We start from the raw sequence: 25,198 nt of genomic DNA on the forward strand, positions 1-25,198 counted from the left end.
TTTTTCCTTTTCTTGTTCTGAATGAAAAAATACGACTTCATCATTGCCGGGGGAGGAATGGCCGGACTCAGTCTGGCTTATTACCTGAGCCAGTCGCCCCTGCGCGATTGCTCCATTCTGATTCTGGACAAAGAAACCAAGTCGCGGAATGATCGAACCTGGTGTTTCTGGGAGAAACAGGAGGGTCCCTTTGAGTCGATTTTATACCGCAAATGGAACACCGTCGAGTTCTTCGGAACCACCTACAAGGGTGCGCTGAACATCGGCGATTACCAGTATAAAATGCTCCGGGGAATCGATTTCTACGAGTTTATGAAGTCGCACCTTGCCCGGTTTCCTTCCATCGAATTTCGGCAGGCAACCGTCAACCGGGTGAAAGATACGCCCCAGGGCGGTTTTGTAATTGCCGACGACGAACCGTACATCGCCAACTTCGTTTTCGACAGTACGCATGTCCTGAAGTTGAACAAGCCCGAAAATCATAATCTCTGGCAGCATTTCAAAGGCTGGATCATTACGACCGAAAAACCGTGTTTCGACTCCAGTAAGCCGTGTATGATGGATTTTCGGATCGATCAGCAGGGCGACTGCCGGTTTTTGTATATTCTGCCTTTCGACGAGCGGACGGCGCTGGTGGAGTATACCATTTTCAATGAGCAATTGCTATCGGACGAACAGTACGAAACCGCCCTGATGAATTACATCGACCGGTTTCTGGATACGGGGAATTACGCGATTCAGGAGTCGGAATTCGGCATCATTCCCATGTCGGACGAACCCACCAGCGAACGGGCGGGCAAACACGTCGTCCGGATCGGAACATCGGGCGGTTATACCAAACCGTCGACGGGCTACACCTTCCAGCGTACTCAGCGGTATTTGCACGAAATTGTACAGAATCTGGTAGCCAACGGCAAACCGAAACGCCATAAACCGCGGTTGCGTCGCTTTTTCAAACGGTTTCTGGACAGCGTTTTGCTGAATGTGCTGCAAAAACGCCGTCACCCGGCGGATGATATCTTTACCCGGTTGTATCAATTGAACCCACCCGAACAGATTTTCCGGTTTCTGGACGAAGACACGACCTTCGCCGAAGATCTTAAAATTATGTCCACCGTACCGCTGAAGCCTTTTACCATTGCCGCTCTGGATGTGTTGCGCAAGCGAATTTTCCGGGCCTGAGCGCCAACCCAGGCCGTCCTGCCGCTTTTGAAAATGCCATTTTTGCTTGCTTGCGGGCTTCGGTGCTGCTTCCGGCGGCAAGGTTGAATCGGGATTTATCGCCGGAAGGAGGTAAGGTCCTCCGGAAAGGCGTTTCAACGTATAAATAAAAAAACAGCAGCGTGGGAATTTTCAAAGCTCATCTGCGTTATTTAAGTATCTGCTTCTGCTTGATCAGTTTCGGAATGGTTGGTCATTGGCTCCTCTCATTACGCACCTCTTTTAGTTAAGCATTTCTTTTTCAGGGCTTTAGTTGTGATCGGCCGACGCTGGATGGCGTTTGTTTTGTCCATTTACGCTTAAGAGCTACAAGAATAACCCTGGGACGTTAAGCAAATCAATGGGCTTATACCCATATTTCCGGCTTCCAACCTGGCGTAAAACATACGTGCGATGCGGTTGCTGGATTGCCAAACCTGGCAACGCTTGCTTTTGAAACTCATTTCGATTAATCAAATTCTACACTATGGATCAACTGGCCTTAAAACTTCAGAAAATACAGGAGTATGCAATCCGGACTACGGGCGGCTATTGTCTTTCCAATTTTCATCGTTCCTTAACGATCGATGGTTCAAAACTTTTTCGTCTTCATTTTAAAAGAGACGGTTTGGTGAAACCGACTGCGTTTGACATCGCCATTCATTTTGCAAAAGGCTTTGTCGTCGATTATAAAGATCGTGACCAGGACGTCATTCGGCTGCATTTTGATGATTTTGAGGCTGTTGTTGCCTATTTGACGGCTAAATAATAGCCAAACTCCCCGACCCCTTTAGTGCGTGAATTAAATTTAAACCAACCAATATGGCTAAATCACAGGAAACATTCAATAAAAAAGAGAAGGAAAAGGCGCGGTTAAAAAAGCGGAAGGAAAAGGAAGAAAAGCGGGAAGACCGAAAGCTGCAGGGTAATAAAAGTCAGAGTCTGGATGATATGCTGGCTTATGTGGATGAGAACGGCAATCTGACGTCCACTCCACCGGACTTATCGAAAAAGAGAGAGATCCCCCAGGAAGAAATACGCATCCGGGTGGTGAAACAGGAAAACAGTGGCACCCCCGCGGATTACAGCCGGCAGGGTGTGGTTGGTTTTTTTAATGAATCGAAAGGCTACGGGTTTATTAAAGATCAACAGGACCAACGCAGCATCTTTGTTCATAAGCGGGGATTGCTCGAGCCGGTGAAAGAAAACGATCGGGTAACGTTTCTCATTGAGCAGACTCCAAAAGGACCCAATGCGATTGAGGTAAAAAAGGTACGGTAAGAAAATCATTTAGTTGGCGACCCTTTTGGCCCTGAATCCTGAAAATCAGGGCCTGCCCAATTTTTTAAGCTGGCTGATATGCGAGCCGATAGCCTCGACAAGGGAAGCTTTTTGGTGGTATTGCAAGCCGTACTCTTCTGCCGTCGCCTGCACAATGGGCGCAATGGCCGGGTAGTGAATATGGCTGATGGAAGGAAAGAGGTGGTGCTCAATCTGAAAATTTAATCCGCCAATAAACCACGATAGCCAGCGAAAACTGGAAAAGTTCACTGTCGATTCAAGCTGGTGAATCGCCCAGGCATTCTCAATATTACCGTCATCGTTCAGGGTTGGCGCGACAACTTCCTCGACCACGTGCGCCAATTGGAAGATGGTACTCAAAACCAGTCCGGCCACAAAGTTCATCACCAGATAACCGATGAGCCATTGCCAGACCGTGAGATCCGTCACCAGCAGAGGCAGGGCACAAATGAAAAAAAGGTAGAGGACTTTGCTGGCAATCAAGATCAGAATTTGACTCAACGGAAAGGCCTTGGTTAAACGCTGACGGGCTTTTTGGTTAAAATCCCAGACCTGCCGGATATCCTTGACCAGAAACGAAAAGGTCATTAATCCATACAGCAGAAAAGCGTATACATGCTGGTAGCGGTGCATCCGGTGAAGCCGCTGCTGATTCGATAGGCGTAAAAAAGGCTTTCCGGTAATATCGCTATCCAACTGGTCAATGTTGGTGTAGGTATGATGAAGGGTGTTATGCTGAATTTTCCAGTTGTACACATTTCCCCCCAGCAAATAAAGGCTGCCGCTAAAACACTGATTGATCCAGGAACGGGACGAAAAGCTGCCATGATTGGCATCGTGCATCACCGACATACCGACCCCTGCAATCCCTAATCCCATCACGGCTGACAGCACCAGCATACCCGTCTCCGAAACTTCATTGCTTAGAATCAGAAGATAAGGAACCAGATAGAGGGCCAGCATAAAAAGACTCTTGAACAGGATGGGCTGCTCACCGGTCTTGGAAAACCCTTCTTGTTGGAAATGCTGATCGATGCGAGAGCGCAGCGCCGAAAAAAAATGTGATTTTTCCTTGTTAAGAAACTTCAAATGGGGAGCCGTAGCCGTCATGGTCAGTTGGGTTATAGGTGTCGTCAACCTATTATTTCCTGACGGCTGAAAGCTGTTGGAGACTAATGCGTTGCGTATTCCGTATGTAAAAAACGCTATAGAATTGGAAATAGTCTATTAATAAATGGATTTTTTTTGCGTTAGGGATTCCCTCCGCAAGCAATCAGTCCCTGCCCGGTCCGCTTTATCCTTTATAAATAGGCTCCATTCAACTTCTGATCGGAGCCGAAATAGTCCGCGGCATCCGTAAAAAACCGGGTCAGGGGCCGGTTTTGTTGGTTATTCATGAGTAGTATTTTGCTAAAAAATCTTTATTCTGTAATAATGACAAAAAGCGTCTTATGCGGAAGCGCATTCACTATAGTTATCTGATCGGAATAGGCCTGCTGGGCCTGGTGAGTTTTAAAACCAGTTGGGTATCACCCTGGGATGACGGTCCTTCACCGGCCCGAACGCCCGCCGAAGAACTGGCAACGTTTCAGATTGAACCGGGTCTGAAAGTGCAGTTGGTGGCCGCCGAGCCGATGGTAGAAGATCCCGTTGTGCTGACCTTCGACGAGGCCGGACGCTTGTGGGTGGTCGAGATGCGCGGTTTTATGCCCAATATCGACGGAGCCGGCGAGGAAAAACCGGTCGGGCGGATCTCGGTGCTGGAGGATACCAACGGCGATGGTCAGATGGATGTCAGCACTGTATATATGGATAGCCTGGTTTTGCCGCGCTCTCTTGCGCTGGTTCCGGGCGGGGCGCTGGTGGCCGAAAATAGTAAACTGTGGCTGACCCAGGATACCAACGGCGATCTGAAAGCGGATTCGAAAACGCTGCTTGATCCGCAATACGCCGTTGCCGGTTTGCCCGAACACGCTGGCAATGGCCTCTGGCGCAGCATGGACAACTGGTATTACAACGCTAAATCCCGTTTTCGCTACCGGCTGAACAACGGCACCTGGGAGCGCGACAGCACCGAATTCCGGGGGCAGTGGGGCATCAGTCACGACGATAAAGGACGGTTATACTACAACTACAACTGGTCGCAGCTCCACGCCGATCTGGTGCCCCCCAACTACCTGTCGCGCAACAAAAACCACACGCCCACGACCGGTATCGACCACGGCCTGACCATCGACCGGCGGGTGTATCCGATCCGGCCTAATCCGGCTGTAAACCGGGGCTATATTCCCGGAACACTCGACAAGGAAGGGCGTTTGCAGGAATTTACGGCCGCCTGTTCACCCCTCTATTACCGGGGAACGGCTTTACCAAAAGCCTATTACGGCAATGTTTTCGTCTGCGAACCGTCCGGTAATTTGATCAAACGCAATGTGGTGGAGGAAAAGGGCCTCCTGCTCAGCGCAACAGACCCGCACCCGGGCCGCGAATTTCTGGCATCGACCGACGAGCGGTTTCGGCCGGTTTTTCTGGCCTCGGGACCGGATGGGGCGTTGTATGTTGCCGATATGTACCGGGGCCTGATTCAGCACAAAGCCTACGTAACGCCGTATCTGCGGGAACAAACCTTGAACCGTCACCTGGAATTGCCGGTCAACAAAGGCCGGATCTGGCGCATCGTGCCCGAAAACTGGCAGCCGACCCAACGGGTAAAGTTGTCGAAAGCGACTTCGGCGGAGTTGGTCCGGGAGTTATCCAATCCCGACGGCTGGTACCGGGATCTGGCGCAGCGGTTATTGGTCGAACGCAACGACAAAACCATCCGGCAGCCGTTGGTGGACCTGGCCCGGAAAGGGGGCACTCCGCTGAGCCGGTTTCACGCCTTGTGGACCCTCGACGGCCTGAAATGGAGTGATTCGCAGTTACTGTTCAGCTTACTGACGGACGAGAATGCCCTGGTCAGAACGACGGCTTTACGGCTGCTGGAGCCGATGGCGAAAACCGACAAAGCTGTTCGCACGAAACTGGAACAACAACTTTTGAGGAGCTGGGAAAAAGCCCCGATTGAACAGGTTCTCCAGATGACCTTTACGGCAGGAGTGCTGGATGCGAAAGGGGCGCATCCGCTGCTGGCCGGTATTGTCAGCCGATACGGAGACACCGCACTGATCCGGGATGCGGCCCTCAGCAGCCTTCAGAACCAGGAATTTGCCTTTCTGCAAACCCTGCTGAAAACCCCGGCCTGGCAAACCCACGCTCCGTCGAAGGAGATTTTTCTGGAAATGCTGACGACCTCCATTGTCCGGAAACGGAACCCGGCGGAACTCAGTACCCTGCTGACTCAGCTCGACAAAGAGCCGCTGGGCTGGCAGGAAAAAGCCGTCCTGACGAGTCTGGCAATTCAGGGAAGTACCTCGAAAATGCCGATCAAACTGGCCGCTGCCCCCAAACTCCTGACGCGATCGAATGCGGCCCTTTCGCCGTCGCGGCTGGAAAATCTTGCGGCATTGTTTGAATGGCCGGGCCATACCGTCGTCAAAGAAAACCGGACCCAAAAGAACCGGTTAAGCGACGACGAACAGAAGCTCTTTGCCGCCGGCCGCCAGCTCTACCTGACAACCTGTTCGGGGTGCCACGGCACGGATGGAGCCGGTCTGAACCGGTTTGGTCCACCCCTGGTTGGTTCCGAATGGGTTTTGGGCGACGAAAAACGGCTGACGCTGATCCTGTTGCATGGTATGGAAGGACCCGTTGAGGTTGCCAAAAAAGTATACAATGTACCGGATATTCTACCGGTGATGCCGTCGCATTCAACGATGGATGACAACTCGATTACGGCCATTCTGATGTATATTCGTAACGAATGGGGCAACAATGCCGGGCCGATTGGCCGCCGGACGGTGGGCATGACGCGGGTGACCTCGCAGGGACGCGTGGTGCCGTGGACGGCCAAAGAACTGAACAATTACATGCTGGAAGCCAAAACGCCAACCGCGAAATAAAACCGGCCGAAACGCATACCGAACCAACAGTCCGAATTCTTAAACCCGTAGTAGCCATGTACAGACGAGAATTTATCCAGAGAGCGGCTGCCGGTGCGCTGGCCTTCTCGATGCCGAAACTGCCCGCGTTCCTGAAAGAGGTGCCGATGGGGGTGGTCGTACATTCCTACGCCAGCCGGTGGAATTCGAAGACGCCGAGTGATAAATACCCCGGTTTTACGAATGCCATCGAACTGATCGAGCATTGCAGGTCGATCGGCGCGGGGGGCGTGCAGACGGTGGTTAAGGACTGGTCGGCGGATTTTGCGAAAAAAGTCCGGGACGAACGCGAGAAAACCGGTCTGTATCTGGAGGGGTCGATTGCCGTGCCCAAACAGGCCGGACAGGTGGCGGCTTTTGAGCAGGAAGTTATCAACGCTAAAGAAGCCGGTGCCACGGTGCTGCGGACCGTTTGTTCAACCGGCCGGCGGTACGAAACCTATCATTCGCCGGACGAATGGCAGACGTTGAAGAAAACCGCCCTGACCTCGCTGCAACTGGCTGAGCCGGTTTTGCGGAAACACAAGGTCAGGCTGGCGGTCGAAAACCACAAGGACTGGCGGGCTGAGGAACTGGTGGCCATTCTGAAACAACTGAACAGTGAATGGATCGGGGTTACGCTGGATTTTGGCAACAACATTGCCCTGCTCGAAGATCCGATGAAACTGGTCGAAACGCTGGCGCCGTATACGTTCACTACGCACGTTAAAGACATGGGTGTTCAGGAATATGCGGACGGTTTTCTGTTGTCGGAAGTGCCGCTCGGTTACGGGATTCTGGACCTGCCGAAGATGGTTGCGGTTTGCAAAAAGCACAATCCGGCGGTGACGTTCAATCTCGAAATGATTACCCGCGATCCGCTCGAAATACCGTGTCGGAAAGCGGAGTACTGGTCGACGTTCGACGGCATTCCAAAGTCGGACATGGACCGGACGCTGCGCATGGTCAAACAGCGTGCCTACAAAGCCGGACTGCCCCGGTTTTCGCAGTTACCCGCCGAAGACCGCCTGGCCGCTGAGGAGAAAAACATCGTTTCCTGCCTTTCATACAGTAGTAATCGGCTAGGACTTAAATAGAGTTGGTATATGGTTTAGCGTTTATGGTATTCAGTTTACGGTTTACCGTGGACGAACGCAATGGCTGGGCAGAAACAACACCTGTGTCAACGAACCGAAAACCGTATACTGTAAACCAATCAACAATGAGTAAGGACATACTACCTGGAATTAAGCAATTTGATTTGAGTGGAAAAGCCGCCATTGTAACGGGCGGCTCGAAAGGACTGGGATTGGCGATGGCAGCCGGACTGGCATCGGCCGGGGCTAATCTGCTGCTGGTCAACCGCAATGCGGCCGAAGGGGCGCAGGCCGCCAGGGACTTAAGCACGGAATACGGGGTGAATGCGCTCTCGTTCAGTGCCGACATTACGGATCAGCAACAAACCGAAACGATGGCGAAAGCCGCCATGGATGCATTTGGCCGGATCGATATTCTAATCAATAGCGCCGGGATTAACATCCGGGGGGCCATCGACGAACTGACGCTGGAGGATTTCAACCAGGTCATGACGGTGAATGTAACCGGAACCTGGCTCTGCTGCCGGGCTGTGACGCCTTTCATGAAAAAAGCCGGACGGGGTAACATCATCAACCTGGCCAGTACGCTCGGGGTGGTGGGCTTGTCGAACCGGACGCCGTACACGTCCAGCAAGGGGGCGGTGGTGCAGATGACCCGGGCACTCGGGCTGGAACTGAGCGCGTTCAACATCAACGTCAACGCCATTTGCCCCGGCCCGTTCCTGACCGACATGAACGTCCCGATTGCCGACACGGAAGAGGGAAAGAAATTTGTGGTGGGTGCCACCGCGCTGGGCCGTTGGGGCCAGTTGCGCGAAATTCAGGGCGCGGCCATTTTCCTCGCCAGCGAAGCGGCTTCCTACATGGTCGGTTCCCTGATTACCGTCGACGGCGGCTGGACTGCCAAATAGGGTTTGACGTTTAAGGTGGTCAGGATGCGGTCATTTTAAACAGAAAACCGATCAATGGGCCTCCAGGGCTGACACGTTACCCCTTAAGCTTTACATCTTTAACGTTCATTTCAATGGAACAAGTCATTGGCCGGGCGCAGAAAACCCGGGTGCGCTATGGCATGCTGGCGCTCGTTTTTGTCAACGTGGTGATCAATTACCTCGATCGCACGAACCTGGCCGTGGCGGCTTCCAACCTGACTAAAGACCTCGACCTGTCACCGGTCGATATGGGGTACATCTTTTCGGCCTTTGGCTGGAGTTACGCGATTTTGCAGATTCCCGGCGGGTTGATCGCTGACCGCTTTGGTCCCCGGATTCTGTACGCGTTTTGCCTGATTGCCTGGTCGTTCGTGACCGTGCTTCAGGGGCTTGCCAGCGGTTTTGCCAGCCTGTTCGGGTTGCGGCTGGCAACGGGAGCTTTCGAAGCGCCTTCCTATCCGATCAACAACCGGATCGTGACGAGTTGGTTTCCGGATAACGAACGGGCGGCTGCCACAGCCCTGTACGTGTCGGGCCAATTCATCGGTCTGGCGTTTCTGACCCCGATGCTGGTGACGGTACAGTATTATACCGGCTGGAAAGGGCTGTTTTTGGTCACCGGTTTGGTCGGGATTGTCTGGGGCGTTGTCTGGTATTTATTTTACCGCGACCCGCTCGATCATTCGGGCGTCAACCAGGCCGAACTCGATTATATTGAAGAAGGGGGCGGTTTGTTCCGGGGGCAAAAGAAAGTGGGGACGCCCGCCAATGTCTGGACCTGGGCGAACCTCAAACTGGTTTTCAGCGGCCGGACGCTCTGGGGTGTTTATTTTGCGCAGTTTGCCGTCAACGCCACGCTCTGGTTTTTCCTGACCTGGTTTCCGACCTATCTGGTCAAATACCGTGGGCTGGATTTTATCAAATCCGGTTACCTGGCGTCAATCCCGTTTCTGGCGGCCTGTGCCGGGGTGCTCCTGTCCGGTTTTGTGTCGGATAATCTGGTGAAGAAAGGCTGGTCGGTCAGTGCGGCCCGCAAAACCCCGATCATTATCGGCCTGATTTTATCCGTGGCGCTGATCGGGGCGAATTACACCAACGACACGGCGTTGGTCATCTTCTTTATGTCGTTCTCATTCTTCGGGGCCGGTATGGCCTTGATTTCCTGGGTTTTCGTGTCGTTGCTGGCCCCCCGACACCTGATCGGCTTAACCGGTGGCGTGTTCAATTTTATGGGTAATCTGGCGTCGATCATTGTTCCGATTGTCATTGGGTATCTGGCCAAAGACGGCGATTTCAAACCGGCGCTGGTATTTATCGGCACTCTGGGCTTTCTGGGGGCCTGTTCCTATACCTTTGTAGTTGGTAAAATCGAGCGAAGCGGCTAAAGACCGGCATTTTCCTGTCGCCGTTCCCCAACCAGGCGGTTCGGCGTTTTCTCATTTCTTTTTTTATAATGGATCATTCAACTCATTTTCCTGATCGGTTCAAGGGTCAGGTTGCTATTGTAACGGGCGGGGCCGACGGACTCGGAAAGGCCATTGCCAGCCGGCTGGGCGCAGAAGGCGCTTCCCTGGCGCTGTTTGACCGGAATGCGGTTTTACTGGAAAAAACCGCTCAGGAGTTCCGGGCCAGTAACATTCCCGTGCAGACGTATACGCTGGATATTTCGCAGGAAGAAGCCGTCAAACAGGCCGTTGAACAAACCGTTGCGGATTTCGGCAAAATCGACGTGGTCGTGCATTCGGCGGGTATTGTCGGGCCGACGAGTACCAACATTACCCACTACGCCACCGCTGATTTTGAAAAAGTACTCGCCATCAATCTGTTTGGGAGCTTTCTGATCACCAAATACGCGGTTTCGCACATGGCTGAACGCCAGTATGGCCGGATTCTGCTCATTGCGTCCATTGCCGGGAAAGAAGGCAATCCGGGCATGGTGGGCTATTCGGTCAGCAAAGCGGGCGTGATTGGCCTCGTGAAAGCCATTGCCAAGGAATACGCAACGGCGGGAATCACGGTCAACGGGCTGGCCCCGGCGGTCATCAAAACCGCCATGAATGCCGATACCGCTCCCGAGCAACTGGCGTACATGACCGCTAAAATCCCGATGGGACGCCTGGGCGAACCGGACGAAGTGGCCGCCATGGCGAGTTTCATCGTTTCGCCGGAAAACAGCTTCTCAACCGGTTTCGTCTACGATATTTCGGGTGGTCGGGCAACCTACTAAGATGCGGACTTGCTTGCTGTAACGTTCGGAGAAAAACAGAAACAGGGCCCCGTTCACGGGGCCCTGCTCTACTACTTTCAAATCCTTATTTAACCGGTATGACTTCTACGATATTGTAAAATATAATCAATAGATAGAAAATTAAGTAATTAACTCATATCGTTTAATGACAGCACAAGGTAGGCAGGCGCTGATTGGCAGGAAATGGGAGATTTCCGGTTTTTTCGAGTGGTTTTTCCCCGATAGTATCCTTTTGGATTCGTTTTATTGCTTAATAGCCTGACTGTTAACTTCTTAGTAGAAGAACGGCGGGGGAGTGTTTTATGGTAAAAATACGGTCATCGGCGTTGTTGCGAAAAAGCCCGAAAGTTTCCAATGGCTTCGGAAACCGTTAATGCCCGGTTATACACCGAAAGCTGGCGCACCTGCCCGTTGAGGGAGGAACCAATCCGGATGGTGGACGCGCCCATCGCCGATTTGAGGTACGGACTAAACCGCCCCCAGCCGAATTGCCGGGTTTCGCCCCCGTCGTTCAGCACGCCATCAACCACAAAGGCAATGAGGTGCGGTCCGCCGTCGACCACAAGGCTGAGGTGGTGGTTCTGATTGGGTTTCAGCAATCCTTCGTCGCAGGCCCAGGCCGACTGCGTCTGTCCGTCGTTCATGGCAAACTCGACGGTTTTCTGCTTCGTCGTGCGGAGATACCAACCTTTACCCGTCGAATCGCGGGTATCCAGCAACAGCTGGTTTTCGGCCAGGCTGCTCAGCGTAAAGCTCAGTTCCACGGTGAAGCCATTGGGCAGACTCAGGCCCGGTTGTTCCAGTTTTTTGGTGTCCCGTCTGTAGAAATCGGGCAGGAGGGGAGCGGCTACGGTTTGCGGAAATTTACCCGCTTGGTACGTCCAGTTCGTGACCAGCCCTTCGGTTGTTTTTTGCTGAGGCTCAAACTGATTCCAGAGTTTATCCAGTAAACCTTTGTCGATCCGGTGGACGCGGGCAATGTCCTTCTGGGTTTCGGTAATGAAGTACGAACCCTGGTCTTCGATCAGGTCGGGGTAACTCATCCGGATGAACGGATCGTCGTCGTACAGCAGGATTTCGGGCTGGCTCCACCGGATGATTTTCCCGTTGGGCGAATCGGCCTCGACGCCCCCCGCTATCCAGGCCGGATTCCGGTCGTCGTACGCCATGCTGTTCCGGTTTTTGTGCTCCCGGATGAACCGGCCGCCGTGGTTGTGAAACCAGTAGAGGTATTTTCCGTTTGCGCATTTCCAGACAAAATTGGCCGCCCGCGGGTGTTTGACCAACCGCCCATTCCCATAGCGCAGGTACTGCGGAGATTCCCAGGTGTGCCCGGCGTCGCGGCTGTAACTATAAACCGGGTAACCGTCAATGGTCCGGTAAACGCAGAAGAACGAGCCGTCGCTGAGCACTACCACATTCTGTTCTTCGGCAATGGGGCCACCAACGCCCGCTGGCGTCCGAAGGCCAAGGTCGCCGTCGGGCAGGGTATTCCAATGGGCCTGTGCCGGATCGGCGATTGTCAGTAAATCCGAGCTTTGCACGAAAGCTCCCTCGCTCGACGTGAAAAAACCATTGCCAAAACCGCCGACTTTGTGAAGGGGTACAAAGGCCGATCCGTTGTGCGTGAAGGCCCGGCCCACGTTCCAGAAATATTGAATGCTACCCTGGTACGGGTTTTTGCGGTCGATTTCAAAATTTCGGATGGGAATCGTAATGCGGTTTTTGGACCAGCTTTTTCCGTGATCGTCGGAGTATTTGAAGACAAAATAGCCCTGGCTATCCACGCGTTTTACCAACCCGTCTTTGTACGGCGGATTGTCGCCTTTGACGGCCCGGATGTTGTCGGTATTGTGGTTGTAGAAAACGAAAATCCGACCCGATGGCGCCTTGAGCACCACGGCGTAGGAGGCTTCCGGACCGTCCCCCGGTTCCAGGTCCTGTTTGTCGATCCAGGTTTTTCCCTGATCAAAACTTCGCTGGGAGATGATGTGCTGGCCTGATGCGCCTTCGTGGCCGGTACCGGTCGTCAGGATGCACAACCAGGCGCCGTCGTTGGTTTTGACAAGGTAGGGTTGGTCGCTGTAGGTTTCGTCGGGAATCACCGTCCCGGTTTTGATATTGCGCCAGTCCTGCTGCGCCAGCAGCGGGCCGATCAGGGACAGGCTCAGCAGGAAACTAAGAGAAAGAAATCGGACTGTTAAGCGGAACGTCATCGTGTCAGGCAATTTTCTTAGTAAAGTCGGCAGCTGGGGGTTACTACCGTTCGGGACGACAGATCATTCCCGGGACCGCAGAATGGGTTTTGAAATAATCGAACCGGGTTGATAGTAAGAAGCGGGTTTGATTGTCTTTCCATTATACCATTATTCCCGATTATGCGTAAAAACCTTCCTCTTTTCCTGCTTTCCAGTCTGCTGCTGACCATCGAATCCGTTGCCCAGCCCATTTACATTGCGCCCAATGGCAATGATAAAAACGCCGGAACGCTCCAGAAACCGTTGGCGACGCTGGAAGCCGCCCGGAATCGGGCGCGGTTGCTGCGCAAACAAAAACCGCTGACCCGGCCGCTCGAAATCATCGTTCGGAAAGGCGAATACCGCCTGACGGACCCCTTGCAACTGGGCCCGGAAGACTCGGGTACGGAAACTGCTCCGCTGGTCATCAAGGGAGAAGCGGGCAGTATGCCGGTTTTCAACGGCGGGCTCCGGATCAGCGGTTTTGAGAAAGTTTCGGACGAACTCTGGAAAGCAGATATTCCCGAAGTACGCCGGTTTGGCTGGCAGTTCGAGCAACTGTACGTCAACGGTCAGCGGGCAGTGCGGGCCCGAACGCCCAACGACGGTTTTTTTCAGCCGATCTCCGTGACGGAAACGGTGCTGAACAAAGGAAACGGGCGCGCTCCGGAGTTTGCCGTGCAGCGGATCCGGGTGCCGATCGAGAGCCTGGATGCGCTGCAAAAGCTCTCCGAAGCCGAATTGAGCCGGGTGGTCGTGACGTTTTATCACAACTGGGACAATACCCGAAAACCGGTGCTTTCCATCAGCCGGGCCGATACCTCCATCTACATCGCGGGGGATGGGCTTAAACCCTGGAATAAGATCACCAGCCACTCGCTCTTTGTGCTCGAAAATCTAAAAAATGCCCTCAACGCACCGGGTGAGTGGTTTCTCGAACCGTCGGGTACGCTCTATTACCGTCCCCGTCCCGGCGAAACCATCGAAAAAATGGCCTGCTATGCGCCGGTTAACGAGAAGTTTGTCATTGTCAAAGGGAATGAAAAAAGCGGCAAACGGGTGACAAATATCCGGTTTGAGAACCTGTCGTTCCAGATGGCGGGGTATCGGATGCCTGCTTTCGGGAATGAACCGGAACAGGCGGCAGCGCGGGTCGACGGAACGATCCAACTCGATTTCGCCGACCACATCAGCTTTCTCGACTGCGAAATTGCGCATACCGGCGGCAGCGGCATCTGGTTTCGGCGGGCCTGCGCCAACGGGCGGGTCGAACGCTGTTACCTGCACGATTTGGGTGCCAGCGGGGTGAAAATCGGCGAAACCGTCATCCGGCCCGATTCGTCGGAAGTAACGCACCACATCACCGTCGACAACAACATCATGCGGTCGGGCGGACACGTTTTTCCCTGTGCCGTCGCCCTGATTATTTTTAACGGCCGGGATAATGCGCTGACCCATAACGAAATCGCCGATTTTCGGTATTCCGGCATTTCCGTCGGCTGGGTCTGGGGCTACACCTTCAGCCCGTCGAAACGAAACCGGGTTGAATACAACCACATTCACCACCTGGGCTGGGGCGTGTTGAGCGATATGGGGGGCGTGTATACACTGGGCATGTCGGAAGGCACGGTCGTTTCGAACAATGTCATTCACCACATTTATGCCTACGATTACGGCGGCTGGGGCCTGTATACCGACGAAGGCTCGACGGGAATCGTGATGGAAAACAACCTGGTGTATGCCTGCAAAAGCTCCGGTTTTCACCAGCATTACGGCCGGGATAACCTCATTCGCAACAACATTTTTGCCGACAACATCAAGGCGCAGTTGCAGGCCACGCGCGTCGAACCGCACCGGTCGTTTTCGTTTACCAATAACATCGTTTATTACCGGACCGGAACGCTGCTCAGCAGCAATTGGGAGAAAGTTAACCTGACCTCGGATCAGAACTGCTACTGGGATGCCCGCCCGAAAGAGCCGCTGTTTGGCAAACAATCTGTAGCAGACTGGCAACAGGTCGGGAAAGATCCGCATTCGATTGTGGCTGATCCGGGTTTTGTGAATCCGCAGGCTTTCGATTTCCGGTTGAAAAACACCGATGTCGTAAACCGGATCGGCTTCAAACCGTTCGACTACAGCCAGGCTGGCGTGTACGGTTCGATGGCCTGGAAAAACAAGGCCCGGATGGATTCGGGTGTGGCGCAGGAATTCGACCAGATGGTGGCGCAACGCGAAAAAAAATAGCCTAATGAACGATTCAATGCGACGTATCCTTTCGTTTCTTTTTGTAGTTGTTTTCTTCAGCTCCTTCGCGCAGGCCCAGACCGATACGTTGTCGGAAAACCGGCCGTTTCTGGAACGCAACGGATTGCCCAACTTCTTTCACAAACTGCAAAAGGGCGGGCCGGTTTCGATTGCCTATTTTGGCGGGAGCATCACCGAAGCGGGCCATGGCTGGCGCGAACAATCGCTGAACTGGTTGCAGCAGCAGTATCCAAAAGCGAACCTGACGCATATTAATGCCGCCATTGGCGGAACCGGTTCCGATCTGGGTGTTTTCCGGCTCCGCCAACATGTGCTGGTACACAAACCGGATCTGGTGTTTGTCGAGTTTGCGGTGAATGACAGCGGCCAGCAGCCCGAAAAGATTCACAAGGCGATGGAGGGAATTGTGCGCCAAATCTGGCGGCAAAACCGCAAAACCGACATTTGCTTTGTCTACACCCTGAACGCGCCGATGGCGCCGGTTCTGCTGGAACGACGGATGCCGAACTCGGTGCGGGCGATGGAACAGATCGCCCATCATTACGGTATTCCGTCGGTACACATGGGGCTGGAAGTGATTCGGCTGGATCGGCAGGGAAAACTGATTTGGGGGGGCAAAAAAGAAGACTATCCCGACAAGACGGTTTTTGCGCCCGACAAAACCCACCCGTATTCGGATACCGGCCACCGGTTATATACGGAAGCGTTGAGCGGGGCCATGCGGCAAATCGCCACTGTCGGAAAACCGGGTGCTCACGCCGTTCTGAAACCGTTTGTGTCCGACAATTGGGAGAATGCGCAGATGATTCCGGTGCAATCGCTGGTCCGGCAGGGAAACTGGCAGGAAGTGACACCCGATAATGACACGGTAGCGCGTCAGCTTCGGAACCGGTTTGCGTCCCTGCTCAAATCGAACCAGCCGGGTGCATCGCTGCAGATCAGATTCAAAGGCACAATGGCCGGACTCTACGACGTCATCGGTCCGGGTTGCGGGCAATACGCCGTCACGATCGATGGGACGCCGGGCGCGCTGTATCCCCGGTTCGACAGTTTTGCAACCTATTACCGGTCGCATTATTTCTTTCTGCCCACGCTCGACGAAAAGAGCCATACCATTACGCTGACGGTTTCGGCGGAACCGCTGGACAAAGCCGCCATCCTGCAAAAACGCAACCAGACCATCAATGATCCGCGTCGGTACGCCGAAAACGCCGTGTATGCCGGTCAGTTGCTGATCATCGGAAAGCTGGAAAAATAAAGGTTGACGGGAAGACAACCGGCACAGATTCGGGTTCACGCGGTCCCTTCCAAATGGTATATTATTCTTTCGTACGGAACAGGAACCAAATTAACAGAAAGCGGAAGTGTGAAATAGAACCTGTTTTTTGGGGATTTAGGGATTTTTGCCCATTTTCGTGGTCGTTACTTCTCTATTAATAAAGGCAATTGTTCTGCTATTGCCGAAATCAGGTTTCAAACCAGCCGTCTATTCTGTATTTGACCGTTTACTTTATCCATCAACAAACCCATGAGAAGAAGGGATTTTATCCAACTCTCCGGCCTGGGAATGAGTGCGCTACTGGGAAGTTCCATCCCGGTTTTGGGCGACTCGGTTCCGTTGGCCCGGATGCTCGAACCCCGCGCCGATGCTGCCCAGAAAAAAAAGCTCGCTGACGTCGCCCTGAATGCGGCCAGAAGCAAGGGCGCGACGTACGCCGATGTGCGGATCGGGCGGTATTTGCAGCAGTTTCTGTTTACGCGGGAAATGAAGGTGCAGAACATCACCAACGCTGAATCCTACGGCGTAGGCATCCGCGTGATTGCCAACGGAACGTGGGGGTTCTCGGCGACGAGTGACGTGCGGCCCGAGGCCATCGCCAAATGCGCCGAAACCGCCGTGGCCATTGCCAAGGCCAATGCCAAAATTCAGAAGGAACCCGTTGACCTGGCTCTGCAGAAGGGCGTCGGCGAGGTGCGCTGGAAAACACCCCTGAAAAAAAACGCCTTCGAGGTGCCGGTTCAGGAAAAGATTGATTTGTTGATGAAGGTGAACGATGCCGCCCTAAAAAATGGGGCCGGTTTTGTAACGTCTAACCTGTTCTTTATCAATGAACAAAAGTATTTTGCCTCGACCGATGGTTCATACATCGATCAGGATATTCACCGCATCTGGCCGACGTTCACGGTGACGGCGATAGACCGCCAGGCCGGAAAATTCAAAACCCGGGATGCGCTCAGTTCGCCGATGGGCATGGGCTATGAATACCTGGACGGCACGGCTTCCGATAAGATTCCCGGTCCGAACGGCCTGATCAGTTACCGCAATTCGTACGATATGGTGGAGGATGCGACGTGGGCCGCTCAACAGGCGAAGCAGAAACTCACCGCCAAATCCATTCAGTCCGGTAAATACGATCTGGTGCTGGATCCGAATCACCTCGGGCTGACGATCCACGAATCGGTCGGCCACGCCACGGAGCTGGACCGGGTGTTGGGTTACGAGGCCAACTACGCGGGAACTTCCTTCGCGACACTCGACAAATGGAAATCCAAAAACTTCAATTACGGCAGCAAGATCGTCAACATTGTGGCCGACAAAACGCAACCGTATACGCTCGGCACCGTGGGCTACGACGATGAAGGCGTACCCACCAAGGAGTGGGATCTGATCAAGGACGGGATTCTGGTCAATTACCAAGCGACCCGCGATCAGGTTAAAATTCTGGGCGGCACCGAGTCGAATGGCTGCAGTTACGCCGACAATTGGGATTCGATCCAGTTTCAGCGGATGCCGAACGTCTCGCTCAAACCCAGTGCCGAAAAACGCTCGGTGTCCGACATGATCAAGGGCGTCGATAAGGGTATTTATATTCTCGGCCGTGGTTCATATTCCATTGATCAACAGCGGTATAACTTCCAGTTTGGGGGGCAGTTGTTCTACGAGATCAAGGGCGGACAAATCGTCGGTATGCTGGATGATGTGGCTTACCAGTCGAACACGCAGGAATTCTGGAATTCGTGCGCGCAACTATGCGACGAAAACGATTACCGCACGTTTGGCTCCTTTTTCGACGGAAAGGGCCAGCCTTCGCAGGTCAGTGCGGTTTCGCACGGTTGCCCCACGACTCGCTTCAACGGCGTCAATGTCATCAATACCGGACGGAAGATCTGAAGAGTTTAAGGTTTAAAGGTTCATGTCTAACGTATAACACGTTAGCTGTTTATTCCTTAAACCTTAGACGTTAAACGTTAAACGATCATGGCCATTTTAAGCAAAGAAGAAGCAAAAAAAATACTCGATAAGGTGCTGGGTTATTCCAAGGCGGACGAAATGAGCGTGAGCCTGAACGGAAACCGCACCGGTAACATCCGGTACGCCCGGAATACGGTTTCGACCAGTGGCGAAACCGATAATTTAGCCCTGGCGGTTACGGCCGTATTTGGCAAGAAAGTAGGGTCGGCTACCATCAACGAATTCGATGATGCCTCGCTGGAGAAAACCGTCCGGCGGGCGGAGGAAATTGCCCGGCTGGCACCCGAAAATCCGGAATATGTCCCGATGCTGGGGCCTCAGAAATACATCGAAACGGCCTCCTACGCCGAAAGTACCGCCAAAATCAATCCGGAATTCCGGGCGCAGGCGGCTTTCGATAGCATTGATCCGTGCAGCAAAAAGAACCTGACGGCCGCCGGTTATCTGGAAGATACCACCGGTTTTTCGGCCATTGCCAACAGCAGGGGCTTGTTTGGATACAATCCGTTTACGTCGGTTGATTTTTCGGTGACAACCCGCACCGCCGACGGGACTGGTTCCGGCTATGCCGTCCGCGATTTCAATGATGTATCGAAACTGAGCACGAAGGAAGCCACGGAAATTGCCATGCAGAAGGCGCAGGCATCCGTCAACGCCAAAGCGCTGGAACCCGGCAAGTACACGGTGATTCTGGAACCGACGGCCGCCAGCGACCTCATTGGGTTGATGATGAATAACCTGGACGCCCGCAATGCCGAAGAGGGCCGGAGTTTTATGAGCCGGAAAGGCGGAGGAACCCGGCTGGGTGAAAAATTCTTTGATGAGCGCATTACGATTTATTCCGATCCGGCCAACGTTGAAATTCCGGGTTCGCCCTTTCTGGGTGGCGGTGGGGGCCGGTTTGGCGGTGGCGGTGTAGACGGTCGGCCGATGGAAAAAACACTCTGGGTTGAAAACGGAATCATCAAAAACCTGAGTTATTCGCGGTACTGGGCGCAGAAAGCGGGTGTCAAGGCGGTGCCGCCTTCGAACGGGTTTATCATGCAGGGCGGTAACCAGTCGATGGCCGATCTGATCAAAAGCACCCAAAAAGGCATCCTGGTTACCCGGTTCTGGTACATCCGGGCCGTTGATCCGCAGACCTTGCTGTATACCGGTCTGACCCGCGACGGAACGTTTCTGATCGAAAACGGGCAGATCAAGTACCCGATCAAAAATTTCCGGTTCAACGAAAGTCCGGTCATCATGCTCAACAACGTCGAAGCCCTGGGCAAACCGGTTCGGGCCGGTGGTGTGCTGATTCCGCCGATGAAAATCCGGGATTTTACGTTCAGCAGCCTGTCGGATGCCGTATAACAGGTTCCGGGTTGACTGCATTTACCCTAAAAAAACGCCGAAATCGCTATTTAGCAGCCCCCGGTTTTAACCGGGGGCAATAGGGAGCCTGCAGGAACCGAACCGTTTTAACGGTTTATACGTCGGGCAAACGGTTCGTGTATCCGTCGGTACGGTGCCGGTCGCCCGGTTCTGATCGGCGACTAAGCCGCAGGAGGGCTTTAACGGTAAAATATCCCCCAATCTGGAGGATAGGGAGCGGAGGCTTATTTCGCATTTTTAACAAAACCGGACAGCGGCTACTTCGTTGGACTTGAAGGCTGAAGAAGTAGAACAAATACTTTTTGAGCGGAGAGCCTACGGAAGTCGGCCCGGATTTCGTTTATCATATACCAATCACTTTATTAACAGACAAACATTGAACCGTCGAGATTTTCTCCAATGGACCGGGTTAGGTGCTGGTGCGCTTCTTTTACCTAACGGTACGGTTTTCGGTCGCCCGGTCGCCCCGGAAGCGCTGCTGGAACCCGGTGTAGATGTGGCCGTCAAAAAACGACTGGCCGATGCCGCCCTGAATGCGGCCAAATCCAAAGGGGCTACCTACACGGATGTTCGGATTGGCCGGTATTTACAGCAATTTGTAACCACGCGTGAGGACAAAGTGCAGAACATTGTCAACACGGAATCCTACGGCGTCGGGGTGCGGGTGATTGCCGACGGATGCTGGGGATTTGCCTCGGTGGTGGATGCCAAGAATGAGGCCCAAACCGCCAAAGCCGCCGAAGAAGCCGTAGCCATTGCCAAAGCCAACGCCCGCTTAATGAAACAGCCGGTGCAACTGGCCCCGCAGAAAGGCTACGGCGAGGTGAGCTGGAAAGCGCCCATCAAGAAAAATGCCTTCGAAGTGCCGATCAAGGAGAAGGTGGATCTGCTGTTGTCGGTCAACGATGCGGCCCTGAAAAACGGGGCTAACTATGTCAATTCGGTGCTGTTCATGGTCAACGAACAGAAGTACTTTGCTTCCACCGACGGTTCGTATATCGATCAGGATATTCACCGCATCTGGCCCACTTTTCAGGTAACGGCCATTGATCCCAAGTCAGGTAAATTCGAAACCCGGGGTGAGTTAAGTGCACCGATGGGGATGGGGTACGATTACCTGCAAGTTAATCCGGGCGATAAGATAACCGGCATTACAACCCGCTATAACAAAGGGTACGACATGCTGGAAGACGTGACGGCGGCTGCCAGACAGGCCAAGCAGAAGCTCACCGCCAAGTCGGTCGAAGCCGGGAAGTATGACCTCGTGCTGGACCCCTCACACCTCTGGCTGACGATTCATGAGTCGGTCGGACACCCGCTGGAACTGGACCGGGTTTTGGGCTACGAAGCCAATTTTGCCGGAACGAGTTTCGCCACGCTCGATAAATGGAAATCCAAAAACTTCAATTACGGCAGCAAAATCGTCAACCTGTTTGCGGACAAAACGCAGGAGGGGTCGCTCGGCGCGGTTGGCTGGGATGATGAAGGAGTAGCCTGTAAAAAATGGGATCTGGTCAAAGACGGTACGCTGGTCAATTATCAGGCCATTCGGGATCAGGTGCACATCATTGGTGAGAACGAGTCGCAGGGGTGCTGTTACGCCGACAGCTGGGGCTCCGTGCAATTCCAGCGCATGGCCAATGTGTCGCTGGCGGCTGGCAAAACGCCCCTTTCGGTGCAGGACATGATCAAGGATGTCAAAAAAGGCATTTATATCATCGGCGACGGTTCGTTCTCGATCGACCAGCAACGGTATAACTTCCAGTTTGGCGGGCAGTTGTTCTACGAAATCAAGGACGGTCAGATTGCGGGTATGCTGAAAGATGTGGCTTATCAGTCGAACACCCAGGAATTCTGGAACTCCTGCACGCAGATCTGCGACGAGCGGGATTACCGCCTGGGCGGTTCGTTCTTCGATGGAAAAGGTCAGCCCATGCAGGTCAGCGCCGTCTCCCACGGTAGTTCGACCGCCCGTTTCAACGGCGTCAACGTCATCAATACAGCACGGAAAATTTGAAAAGTTTAAGGTTTAAAGTTTAACGTTTAAGGTGGTTTGCAAGCGGCCCCTTACTGTTTAACCTTAAACCTTACGCCTTAAACGTTAAACGAAAAATGGCAGTTATATTATCCGAAGCGGAGGCTAAGGCGTTGCTTCAGAAGGTATTAAGTTATTCGAAGGCCGACGAGTGCGAGGCTAATCTGCTCGGGCAGGAGCGGGGAAATATCCGGTATGCCCGTAACGAAGTCTCGACGAGCGGTTTTATGATCAATCAGAATTTACAGGTCCAGTCGTCGTTTGGAAAAAAAGTCGGTATTGCGACCATTGACGAATTTGACGATGCGTCGCTGGAAAAAGTGGTGCGCCGGTCGGAAGAACTGGCCCGGTTAGCCCCGGAAAATCCGGAGTACATGGGGGTTCTGGGACCGCAAAACTACCTAAAAACGAACGGTTTTTTTGAATCGACCGCTAAAATTACGCCCGCAGCCCGGGCCGAAGCCGTGGCCAAAAGCCTGGAGGCATCCGGAAATCAGAAGCTGTCGGCGGCCGGTTTTATGGAGGATAACCGCGGTTATTCGGCCATGATGAACTCCAAAGGCCTGTTTGCGTATTACCCCAGTACCAATGTGAACTTTTCGCTGACCGTCCGGACGGACGACGGTACGGGATCGGGCTACGTCATTCGGGGTGTCAGTGACTTTGCCAAACTGGACACGGCTGCGGCTTCCAAAATTGCGGTGCAGAAATGCCTGGGTTCGGTCGGGGCGAAGGCGCTGGAACCGGGGAAATACACCGTCATTCTGGAACCGACGGCGGCTGCCGTTTTATTGGAAAACATCTTTTTCAGCATGGACGCCCGGAGTGCCGACGAAGGGCGGTCATTTCTGAGTAAACCGGGGGGTAAAACCAAGCTGGGAGAGAAGATTGTGGACGAACGCGTGACGATCTATTCCGATCCGACGCATCCCGAACTGCCCGCTGCTCCGTGGTCGGGCGATGGCCGGGCGCAGGAGAAGATCAACTGGATTGAGAAAGGCGTGGTGAAAAACATGGCCTTTTCGCGGTTCTGGGCGCAGAAGAAGGGCGTCAAAGCCGTGCCGTTTCCGAACAACGTGATCATGGCCGGCGGAACGGCCTCGCTCGACGATATGATCAAGAGTACGCAGCGCGGAATTCTGGTGACCAAGCTGTGGTACATTCGCTCGGTCGATCCGCAAACCCTGCTTTTGACCGGCCTGACCCGCGACGGTACGTTTTACATCGAAAACGGTAAGATCAAGCACCCTGTGAAGAACTTCCGGTTCAACGAGAGCCCGGTGATCATGCTGAACAACCTCGAAGCCCTGGGTAAACCGGAGCGGGTGGTCAGCACCGAATCTGATTCCAATTACCTGATTCCGCCCATGAAAATCCGGGAGTTTACGTTTAGTTCGCTATCGGACGCGGTTTAGATTTGCTGTTACACAGGCGGGGCCGCCCGGCGGCTAATCAGAGAGAATCAGAGCTTATCAGGGACCTCTCTGGTTACTCTGATATTCTCTGATTAGCTCTGTGTAACAACTTATTAACTTCATCAACCTGATTTTGAAACCATTCTTTTTCACACGCATCCAGTACAATTCCGGGGATTGGGATACCGACCAGCGAATGCCTTCCAATTTGTTGCATTCCCTGGTGGAGTACACCACCCTACCGGTCGATGAAAAAGAAAGAGTCGTGCAACTGACCAGTAATGAGATCTTTAAAAGTCCGTTCTGTTACCTGAGCGGACATAAACTGGTCGAATTTTCAACCCAGGAGCGCGAACACTTCAAGCGCTACGTGCAGAACGGCGGTTTTGTGTTTGTCGATGACTGCAACCACGACATCGATGGCCTGTTTGCCAAATCGTTCGAGCAGGAAATGGCGCGGACCTTCGGGCCGAAGGCGTTGCAGAAAATTCCGAACACGCATCCGATTTACAAGAGTTTTTTTCAGTTTGACGAAGGACCGCCCACCACCACCTTCGAGCTGAACGGCTGGGGCGATGACCTGGTCCACGATTATCTCAAAGCCATCTCCATCAACGGACGCATCGGCGTTCTCTACAGCAACAAGGATTACGGTTGCGAGTGGGATTACGACTTTCGCAACAAACGCTTTCTAGCCGAAGATAATACCAAATTTGGGGTCAATATTGTCATGTACGCATTAACCGCCTGATCATTGGAAACCAAGGAACTGACGCATTATAAAACACTCGTAGCTAAACTCCCGCTGCTGAAAAACGAAATCGGGAAAGTGATTGTCGGACAGCAGGAGGCCATTGATGAAATTCTGATTGCTCTGCTGGCCGGGGGGCATTGCCTGCTCGAAGGGGTGCCGGGCCTGGCCAAAACCTTGATGGTGAAGACGATGGCCGAAGCACTGGAAATGAATTTTAAACGGGTTCAGTTTACACCCGACTTGATGCCGGGCGATATTGTCGGGACCGAAATTCTGGAAGAAGACCATCATACGGGTAAGAAATTCTTTAAGTTCAACCGCGGGCCGATCTTTGCCAACGTGGTGCTGGCCGACGAAATTAACCGGACTCCCCCCAAAACCCAGGCGGCTTTGCTGGAGGCCATGCAGGAATACAAGGTAACCTACGGGGGCACCGATTACGAACTGCCCCGGCCCTTCCTGATCATTGCGACGCAGAACCCGATCGAACAGGCCGGAACATATCCGTTGCCGGAAGCCCAGCTTGACCGGTTTTTACTCTACATCAAACTCAGTTACCCCTCGGAACAGGAAGAACTGAACGTTTTGAAAAGCACCACCGGCACCCGCCGGGCGGAACTGAAAACCATCCTGACCGATCAGGAAATTGTTGATTTACAGTTGCTAACGCGGCAGGTCCACATCAACGATGAACTCATCGGTTTTATCAATAAACTGGTTCGTTCGACGCGGCCCGAAAGCAGTTTGTCGGCCTTTGTCAAACAGTGGTGCGATTGGGGGGCGGGTCCCCGGGCGGGGCAGGCGCTGGTGTTGTGTTCCAAAGCCCGGGCGGTTTTGCACGAGCGGTTTTCGGTGATTCCCGAAGATATTCAGACGCTGGCCTACCCGATTCTGCGCCACCGCATCGCCCTGAACTTCCGCGCCGAAGCGGAAAATGTGACCACGGACCAGGTGATTAAGGAATTGTTAACGAAATAGCTATTACACAGAGTTTATCAGAGACCATCAGAGTCGAGCGGAGAGCCCTCTGATAAACCCTGATAATCTTTGATTTACTCTGTGAT

General features: G+C 53.4%; 18 protein-coding genes. 16 read left to right on the top strand and 2 right to left on the bottom strand.

Going from position 1 to position 25,198, the window contains the following annotated elements; translation table 11 throughout:
- Nucleotides 1–21: 21 nt before the first annotated feature.
- The 3 genes from ACFPMF_RS24985 to ACFPMF_RS24995 all read left to right on the top strand — a co-directional run bounded on the left by ACFPMF_RS24985 (nucleotide 22) and on the right by ACFPMF_RS24995 (nucleotide 2,481).
- Nucleotides 22–1,182, top strand: coding sequence for a lycopene cyclase family protein (locus ACFPMF_RS24985; RefSeq protein ID WP_379850288.1), 1,161 nt, complete (start codon nucleotides 22–24; stop codon nucleotides 1,180–1,182).
- A gap of 505 nt (nucleotides 1,183–1,687) precedes the next feature.
- The gene (locus ACFPMF_RS24990; protein ID WP_379850290.1) at nucleotides 1,688–1,969 is read left to right on the top strand and encodes a hypothetical protein; all 282 of its coding nucleotides are present in this window, start codon (nucleotides 1,688–1,690) and stop codon (nucleotides 1,967–1,969) included.
- 53 nt (nucleotides 1,970–2,022) lie between these two features.
- Nucleotides 2,023–2,481 carry a cold-shock protein gene (locus tag ACFPMF_RS24995; RefSeq protein WP_379850292.1) on the top strand — a complete coding sequence of 153 codons (459 nt, stop codon included), beginning with the start codon at nucleotides 2,023–2,025 and terminating at the stop codon, nucleotides 2,479–2,481.
- A gap of 45 nt (nucleotides 2,482–2,526) precedes the next feature.
- Here the strand turns inward: ACFPMF_RS24995 and ACFPMF_RS25000 are convergent, their stop codons facing one another.
- Complete coding sequence (locus tag ACFPMF_RS25000) at nucleotides 2,527–3,612, bottom strand: fatty acid desaturase family protein (protein WP_379850294.1); 1,086 nt, start codon at nucleotides 3,610–3,612, stop codon at nucleotides 2,527–2,529.
- 341 nt (nucleotides 3,613–3,953) lie between these two features.
- On the opposite strand from ACFPMF_RS25000, the gene ACFPMF_RS25005 reads away from it, so the two are divergent.
- The 5 genes from ACFPMF_RS25005 to ACFPMF_RS25025 all read left to right on the top strand — a co-directional run bounded on the left by ACFPMF_RS25005 (nucleotide 3,954) and on the right by ACFPMF_RS25025 (nucleotide 10,777).
- The gene (locus ACFPMF_RS25005) at nucleotides 3,954–6,503 is read left to right on the top strand and encodes a DUF7133 domain-containing protein (protein WP_379850296.1); all 2,550 of its coding nucleotides are present in this window, start codon (nucleotides 3,954–3,956) and stop codon (nucleotides 6,501–6,503) included.
- 56 nt (nucleotides 6,504–6,559) lie between these two features.
- Nucleotides 6,560–7,618, top strand: a complete 1,059-nt coding sequence (locus tag ACFPMF_RS25010; protein WP_379850298.1) for a sugar phosphate isomerase/epimerase family protein — start codon at nucleotides 6,560–6,562, stop codon at nucleotides 7,616–7,618.
- 125 nt (nucleotides 7,619–7,743) lie between these two features.
- Nucleotides 7,744–8,529, top strand: coding sequence for an SDR family NAD(P)-dependent oxidoreductase (locus ACFPMF_RS25015; RefSeq protein WP_379850300.1), 786 nt, complete (start codon nucleotides 7,744–7,746; stop codon nucleotides 8,527–8,529).
- Between the two features lie 113 nt (nucleotides 8,530–8,642).
- Nucleotides 8,643–9,935, top strand: a complete 1,293-nt coding sequence (locus tag ACFPMF_RS25020; protein WP_379850302.1) for an MFS transporter — start codon at nucleotides 8,643–8,645, stop codon at nucleotides 9,933–9,935.
- A 68-nt stretch (nucleotides 9,936–10,003) separates the two neighbouring features.
- Nucleotides 10,004–10,777 carry an SDR family NAD(P)-dependent oxidoreductase gene (locus ACFPMF_RS25025; RefSeq protein ID WP_379850304.1) on the top strand — a complete coding sequence of 258 codons (774 nt, stop codon included), beginning with the start codon at nucleotides 10,004–10,006 and terminating at the stop codon, nucleotides 10,775–10,777.
- A gap of 338 nt (nucleotides 10,778–11,115) precedes the next feature.
- On the opposite strand, the gene ACFPMF_RS25030 is transcribed toward ACFPMF_RS25025, so the two are convergent.
- Nucleotides 11,116–13,014, bottom strand: coding sequence for an exo-alpha-sialidase (locus ACFPMF_RS25030; RefSeq protein WP_379850306.1), 1,899 nt, complete (start codon nucleotides 13,012–13,014; stop codon nucleotides 11,116–11,118).
- Between the two features lie 162 nt (nucleotides 13,015–13,176).
- Here ACFPMF_RS25030 and ACFPMF_RS25035 point away from each other — a divergent pair, with 162 nt between their 5' ends.
- The 8 genes from ACFPMF_RS25035 to ACFPMF_RS25070 all read left to right on the top strand — a co-directional run bounded on the left by ACFPMF_RS25035 (nucleotide 13,177) and on the right by ACFPMF_RS25070 (nucleotide 25,112).
- Nucleotides 13,177–15,279 (top strand): right-handed parallel beta-helix repeat-containing protein, encoded by a 2,103-nt coding sequence (locus ACFPMF_RS25035; protein WP_379850308.1) that lies wholly within the window; start codon nucleotides 13,177–13,179, stop codon nucleotides 15,277–15,279.
- Between the two features lie 16 nt (nucleotides 15,280–15,295).
- Nucleotides 15,296–16,558: an SGNH/GDSL hydrolase family protein gene (locus tag ACFPMF_RS25040; RefSeq protein ID WP_379850310.1), complete on the top strand. Its 1,263-nt coding sequence runs from the start codon at nucleotides 15,296–15,298 to the stop codon at nucleotides 16,556–16,558.
- Between the two features lie 270 nt (nucleotides 16,559–16,828).
- Nucleotides 16,829–18,472 (top strand): TldD/PmbA family protein, encoded by a 1,644-nt coding sequence (locus ACFPMF_RS25045; protein ID WP_379850312.1) that lies wholly within the window; start codon nucleotides 16,829–16,831, stop codon nucleotides 18,470–18,472.
- An 87-nt stretch (nucleotides 18,473–18,559) separates the two neighbouring features.
- Entirely contained in the window at nucleotides 18,560–19,909 is a 1,350-nt protein-coding gene (locus ACFPMF_RS25050) for a TldD/PmbA family protein (protein ID WP_379850314.1), read from the top strand.
- 397 nt (nucleotides 19,910–20,306) lie between these two features.
- Nucleotides 20,307–21,947, top strand: coding sequence for a TldD/PmbA family protein (locus tag ACFPMF_RS25055; RefSeq protein ID WP_379850316.1), 1,641 nt, complete (start codon nucleotides 20,307–20,309; stop codon nucleotides 21,945–21,947).
- A gap of 95 nt (nucleotides 21,948–22,042) precedes the next feature.
- The gene (locus ACFPMF_RS25060) at nucleotides 22,043–23,380 is read left to right on the top strand and encodes a TldD/PmbA family protein (RefSeq protein WP_379850318.1); all 1,338 of its coding nucleotides are present in this window, start codon (nucleotides 22,043–22,045) and stop codon (nucleotides 23,378–23,380) included.
- A gap of 133 nt (nucleotides 23,381–23,513) precedes the next feature.
- Nucleotides 23,514–24,131 (top strand): DUF4159 domain-containing protein, encoded by a 618-nt coding sequence (locus tag ACFPMF_RS25065; RefSeq protein WP_379850320.1) that lies wholly within the window; start codon nucleotides 23,514–23,516, stop codon nucleotides 24,129–24,131.
- 3 nt (nucleotides 24,132–24,134) lie between these two features.
- Nucleotides 24,135–25,112 (top strand): AAA family ATPase, encoded by a 978-nt coding sequence (locus ACFPMF_RS25070; RefSeq protein ID WP_379850322.1) that lies wholly within the window; start codon nucleotides 24,135–24,137, stop codon nucleotides 25,110–25,112.
- The last annotated feature ends 86 nt before the right edge of the window (nucleotides 25,113–25,198 follow it).

It is taken from the genome of Larkinella bovis (assembly GCF_042655385.1).
Taxonomy (GTDB): Bacteria; Bacteroidota; Bacteroidia; order Cytophagales; family Spirosomataceae; genus Larkinella; species Larkinella bovis.

Excerpts from the sequence above, each read along its gene's own strand:
- ACFPMF_RS24985 (WP_379850288.1), top strand. The coding sequence starts at position 22 with ATGAAAAAATACGACTTCATCATTGCCGGGGGAGGAATGGCCGGACTC.
- ACFPMF_RS24990 (WP_379850290.1), top strand. The coding sequence starts at position 1,688 with ATGGATCAACTGGCCTTAAAACTTCAGAAAATACAGGAGTATGCAATC.
- ACFPMF_RS24995 (WP_379850292.1), top strand. The coding sequence starts at position 2,023 with ATGGCTAAATCACAGGAAACATTCAATAAAAAAGAGAAGGAAAAGGCG.
- ACFPMF_RS25000 (WP_379850294.1), bottom strand. The coding sequence starts at position 3,612 with ATGACGGCTACGGCTCCCCATTTGAAGTTTCTTAACAAGGAAAAATCA.
- ACFPMF_RS25005 (WP_379850296.1), top strand. The coding sequence starts at position 3,954 with ATGCGGAAGCGCATTCACTATAGTTATCTGATCGGAATAGGCCTGCTG.
- ACFPMF_RS25010 (WP_379850298.1), top strand. The coding sequence starts at position 6,560 with ATGTACAGACGAGAATTTATCCAGAGAGCGGCTGCCGGTGCGCTGGCC.
- ACFPMF_RS25015 (WP_379850300.1), top strand. The coding sequence starts at position 7,744 with ATGAGTAAGGACATACTACCTGGAATTAAGCAATTTGATTTGAGTGGA.
- ACFPMF_RS25020 (WP_379850302.1), top strand. The coding sequence starts at position 8,643 with ATGGAACAAGTCATTGGCCGGGCGCAGAAAACCCGGGTGCGCTATGGC.
- ACFPMF_RS25025 (WP_379850304.1), top strand. The coding sequence starts at position 10,004 with ATGGATCATTCAACTCATTTTCCTGATCGGTTCAAGGGTCAGGTTGCT.
- ACFPMF_RS25030 (WP_379850306.1), bottom strand. The coding sequence starts at position 13,014 with ATGACGTTCCGCTTAACAGTCCGATTTCTTTCTCTTAGTTTCCTGCTG.
- ACFPMF_RS25035 (WP_379850308.1), top strand. The coding sequence starts at position 13,177 with ATGCGTAAAAACCTTCCTCTTTTCCTGCTTTCCAGTCTGCTGCTGACC.
- ACFPMF_RS25040 (WP_379850310.1), top strand. The coding sequence starts at position 15,296 with ATGCGACGTATCCTTTCGTTTCTTTTTGTAGTTGTTTTCTTCAGCTCC.
- ACFPMF_RS25045 (WP_379850312.1), top strand. The coding sequence starts at position 16,829 with ATGAGAAGAAGGGATTTTATCCAACTCTCCGGCCTGGGAATGAGTGCG.
- ACFPMF_RS25050 (WP_379850314.1), top strand. The coding sequence starts at position 18,560 with ATGGCCATTTTAAGCAAAGAAGAAGCAAAAAAAATACTCGATAAGGTG.
- ACFPMF_RS25060 (WP_379850318.1), top strand. The coding sequence starts at position 22,043 with ATGGCAGTTATATTATCCGAAGCGGAGGCTAAGGCGTTGCTTCAGAAG.